Raw genomic sequence first — 4,261 nt, 5'->3', positions numbered from 1 at the left:
ATCACAGAATAACAACAACGTTAAATTTTAAGGTGTTGACAGAAATAAAATTTTATAGTAATATAATACCTGCTTGTTCTGTGAGCCATTAGCTCAGTCGGTAGAGCACCTGACTTTTAATCAGGGAGTCCCGCGTTCGAGTCGCGGATGGCTCACCATGTGGCCCCGTGGTCAAGTGGTTAAGACACCGCCCTTTCACGGCGGTAACAGGGGTTCGAATCCCCTCGGGGTCACCATTTTTTTGTACGAAATAGACAGTATAGTATACTGGTTTTTTTATATAATTTTCAAAACTAAGGCTGCAAGTATGTTAATACGTGCAGCTTTCTTTTATTTTATGTGCAAGGTAAAATTTTTGGCTGTAAATCCTAGAATTCCTTGTAGTAAGCCTTTTTGCTTGTTAAAAGTAAGACCTTATGGCATTGATGGCAGCTTGAATTTTAGAATTTAGGAGGCTTTTATCATGGCCCTTCTCTTTATCAACAACATCTTTTAAGTTTTCCACTTCCTTTGTAAGGTATCTGACATTTTTGTAAATATCATCATAGGCACTTTCCAGTAAAGCCACCTTTTGATTAAGAGAGGTTTTCAGTTTGCTTATCACAGAATCCTTTTCCTCTGACATGTTGTATAGCTTGTAATAATGGCATTTTATCTTTTCATATTTGTCATCAATATTACTTAACTGGGATTTAATTTCTTTAATGTCCTCTTTCAGCTGGCTAATATCATTAAAATCCCCGGCAGGTTCTTTTATAAGATTGCTTAAGTTAGCAGCTTTCCAGGTGGAGCTATTCTCATGGTTCCAAACTGTTACATTAGATGTGCTCTCCCAAGATTTGTCATAATGGACAATGGCCCCATCTTCCAGCAATAGGCATTTTATAGATGCTCTTACCTCTATAGTTACCAAATTATTTTCCGAATCTAAATCCAAATGGTATTTTATATCATGGATAGTATTTTGGCCCTTGAGATTATTTTTTGGCAGACCATACAGCTTTCTATCAATACTGATATTTTTGTGCAGTTTATCTACAAAAAGCTTGTAGCTTCTAGTGCCTTCAATAATATATTCATAGACCATGAGCAAGTTAAAATCTATGTGTATTGAAATCTTTTTATCCTCTATAAGACAGCTGTCTTTAATATCCCGCACCTGACAGTGGGCAACAGACACCAACTGGCTGCCCTTTGGGGGCAGCCCCCCGTATTTGCTATGGTGAAGGGTAATATCCTTTAGGCTGTAGATAGCCACAATACCAGGCTCCATTGTCACATCACTTATACTCTCTTTGTTCAAAACCATCACCTGTTAAGGATTATCAGTGCTTTTCAGTATAAATATATGTTTTTAATCTTTTGTTCATGTTTGTTTGGGACTTAAAAAAACCCAACCTTTTAGGATTGGGTTTTTCCCTTTATTCTCCTGCATATTATATCTAAGATGCCTCTATTCATTTCAACTTCAAGGTCATTTTTAAGCTTCTGATTTTCCTCTTCAAGTTCCTTCAAGGTAATTTCCAGTTGTTTTATCTTTTCCTGCAGTGCATCTTTTTGACTTCTCTCTTCATCCAGCAACTTTTTTAATCTGTCTAGTTCTTCCTCCAGGGATAATTTTTCCTCATTGAGCTTGTTATATTTTTTTTCTAATTCCAGTTTTTGCCGAGCCAGGACCACCAGGTTTTGGCGCATTTCACTAGACCATCCCTTGTAGGACTGAGCACAAGAGGGGGGTGCTGCAGGTGGGGATTGATCAAAGTTTTTCCCTGATGTGTTACACTTAATTTTACCTAATGCCTGCCGCCATTCTCTTCTACTGGACTCCATAATCTCCTTTAGAGAACTTTGGGAACTGACGTGGTACTGACCTGACCATACAGAATCGCTAGGAACAGAGGTTTCTACACCTGTCATCTTGCTGTCATTGGAAGAGAAGGTGTCAGCATCCTCACTTATGGGGAGTCTGTCAGGGAAAATCAGGTTTATGTTAGGGGAAGCTGTTCCCAATATCCTTTTTTTCTTGTATTTGCCGTCCCTCACCTGGTCAAGGTAGTAGTACAGGTTAACTTTTACATCTGGGCTTATACTTAATTCTTGGGCCTTTGATAGTCTGCCAGTAAGGGAAGAGTAAAACACTTTATTTTCCACCTTCCAAAATGCCCAGAGGATATTTTCATAGACCAGGAGTAGGGAATCTGATATGGGCCTGATGTCTTGATAGAGCTTTGTTATGGACTTAATTTTGCCTGGCGATTCTATGCATATGTCTTCTAGCATGTAGTTTTGATTGTCATAAGACAGGTTTAATATGTGGTATTCATTGCCGTAATTTACCATGTGAAAATCCATGCTGTTGCCCTTTAAGGCATATAACAAGCCTATACTGCTGAAAACTCTGTTGGAGTAAATGCAGCTTTTGAAAAGGACTTCTCTTCCGTCATTGCTGATAAAGAGTAGCCATATGTCCCCATTTTTCAGAACTTCTGCCTGATAATTTACCCGTCCTGTAGGCAGCATATTGATATCACTTATTATATTAATTGATGCCTTTTCTCCATCCCACAGGCAGTGACAGATAGTGCCGATATTTACATTTAAATCTTTCTGGAAAATGTAAAATATGTTGGCATCTTTGCCGATTAAATAGAGGCCAAGTTCTCTTACGGTAAAGTTATTTCCTTCAAAGCGATGAATGGTCTTTGAAGACCACTGGCCCTCATCTAATGTGCAGTATTTTAGAGAATCTTTTGTTATATATACAAAGTGCACGACTCCCTTATCATCTATATCAACGGCAAATTCCACCACATCAGAATCAATTCTGCCTTCTTCTTTGCTTTTTTCATCTTCAGCTACTGCAGAATAAACCAGGCTTTTGTCCTCGGTTAAATTGAATTCCCACAAGCTGTTTTTTTTATCTTTAAATACCAAGTGATCTCCTTTTTTCATCTTCCTGGCCTCCTGAAATTATATTACATACTACTTTATATGCTACAGCATTGAAATTTGCTACTGCCAGGGAAGATTATTTATTAGTTTGCTGAAAGAAGGTGCGGCAAACTCTCGGTGTAACGTCTTATTGTTTACACCTTTCCAGGTGTATAAACATAGTATATAATAAGGCTTCTAAATTACATGAAATGTCACCAATCTACTTTAAATCTCATATTATAAACTAACTTAGAACATTGAATCAAATTTTCATGAGAAAGGAGAGAAAACAATGAATGAAGAGGCAATAATTAAACTGCGACAGGTGCCTCCGGCAACGGAGATAGATTGCATTACAACAAACAAAGTTTTCGATTCATGTCTAATCAGGCAATGTGTATATCCCATTGAAGTAGAAGGTGTAGAGATTGCTGCTGATAACATTGAAGATGTAACTTGCTCTAACTTTACAATGACTGTTGCTGCTCCCATTGTGCCTACGCGCAGGGTTAGCGATCCTCCAGGATATGTAAGGATTAGCTTTACTTTTACAGCAACCTTTACTTTAACTATAACCGGAAGTGATGGCACAACAGTAACCGTAGATGTGCCCATTCCAACTCAGGCAGTAAGCAATGTGAGACTTTATTGTCCAGAACCATTGGCACAAATTCTTGTACAAGAGGGAATAGAGAATCCGCCTGCAGCTATTACCAATCAAATATTAAGACTGGAATTTTTGGGCGAGTGTATCGACATTGATTATACTCCAAATGCTGAGGACCCAACTCAAACTGATTTTGTCTTGGCGGTAGGATATTATCTAGTCATCAAATGTGAGCAAGTAGTTCAGCTTCAGGTATTGAGCAGAGGCTACTGTCCCCCACCAGAGTATATTACTCCAGTAGATCCTTGTGAAGATTTCGCTCAAAGGCCAATACCTCCATTTTTCCCAGCTGATCCGCCTGAAGAATAAGTAGCAAAATAAAAGCTCCGGGGATTGAGCTCCCGGAGCTGCTTTATATTTATTACAAAAAAATTTTAGTGTAGACCCATCTTACGGAAACTCCCTTAATCTCGGCTACCTTTTTGGGAGGGTGCTTATCCAACAAATGAATAATTGTTTGAACAGCAGCTTCAGCATTACCTTTTCAATATCCGTTTTAAGCGATTAAACTTTTGTGAACGAATCTCTGGCTCATCTATATCGCTAGCATCGATAGTGTAAAATTTTATTAGGCCAAAAAGCAGGAAAACGGCGGACGTACGTAGAAAAAAGACCTCACCATCCTCTCTCAGGATGAGTATAAAACTCAAGAAAGGTGAG

Annotated in this window: 3 protein-coding genes and 2 tRNA genes; 3 read left to right on the top strand and 2 right to left on the bottom strand. The window is 38.5% G+C overall.

The genetic code is table 11. The features are described from left to right. The first annotated feature begins 82 nt into the window (after positions 1–82). Positions 83–158: transfer RNA gene (locus JT739_RS09640), tRNA-Lys, on the top strand. 3 nt (positions 159–161) lie between these two features. Further along, a tRNA-Glu gene (locus JT739_RS09635) sits at positions 162–236 on the top strand. Between the two features lie 164 nt (positions 237–400). Here the strand turns inward: JT739_RS09635 and JT739_RS09630 are convergent. Next, the gene (locus JT739_RS09630) at positions 401–1,303 is read right to left on the bottom strand and encodes a hypothetical protein (protein WP_237660908.1); all 903 of its coding nucleotides are present in this window, start codon (positions 1,301–1,303) and stop codon (positions 401–403) included. 98 nt (positions 1,304–1,401) lie between these two features. Continuing rightward, positions 1,402–2,952, bottom strand: a complete 1,551-nt coding sequence (locus tag JT739_RS09625) for a hypothetical protein (protein WP_237660907.1) — start codon at positions 2,950–2,952, stop codon at positions 1,402–1,404. A gap of 274 nt (positions 2,953–3,226) precedes the next feature. Between JT739_RS09625 and JT739_RS09620 the strand changes: the two genes are divergently transcribed. Next, on the top strand, positions 3,227–3,910 hold the full coding sequence (locus tag JT739_RS09620) for a hypothetical protein (protein ID WP_237660906.1): 684 nt from the start codon (positions 3,227–3,229) through the stop codon (positions 3,908–3,910). Positions 3,911–4,261: the final 351 nt, after the last annotated feature.

Origin of the sequence: Tepidanaerobacter sp. GT38 (assembly GCF_021991635.1) — a bacterium.
In the GTDB taxonomy this organism is placed as follows: domain Bacteria; phylum Bacillota; class Thermosediminibacteria; order Thermosediminibacterales; family Tepidanaerobacteraceae; genus DTU063.
The sequence above is the reverse complement of the archived record's forward strand: the minus strand, read 5'-3'. Positions and strand labels throughout refer to the sequence as shown.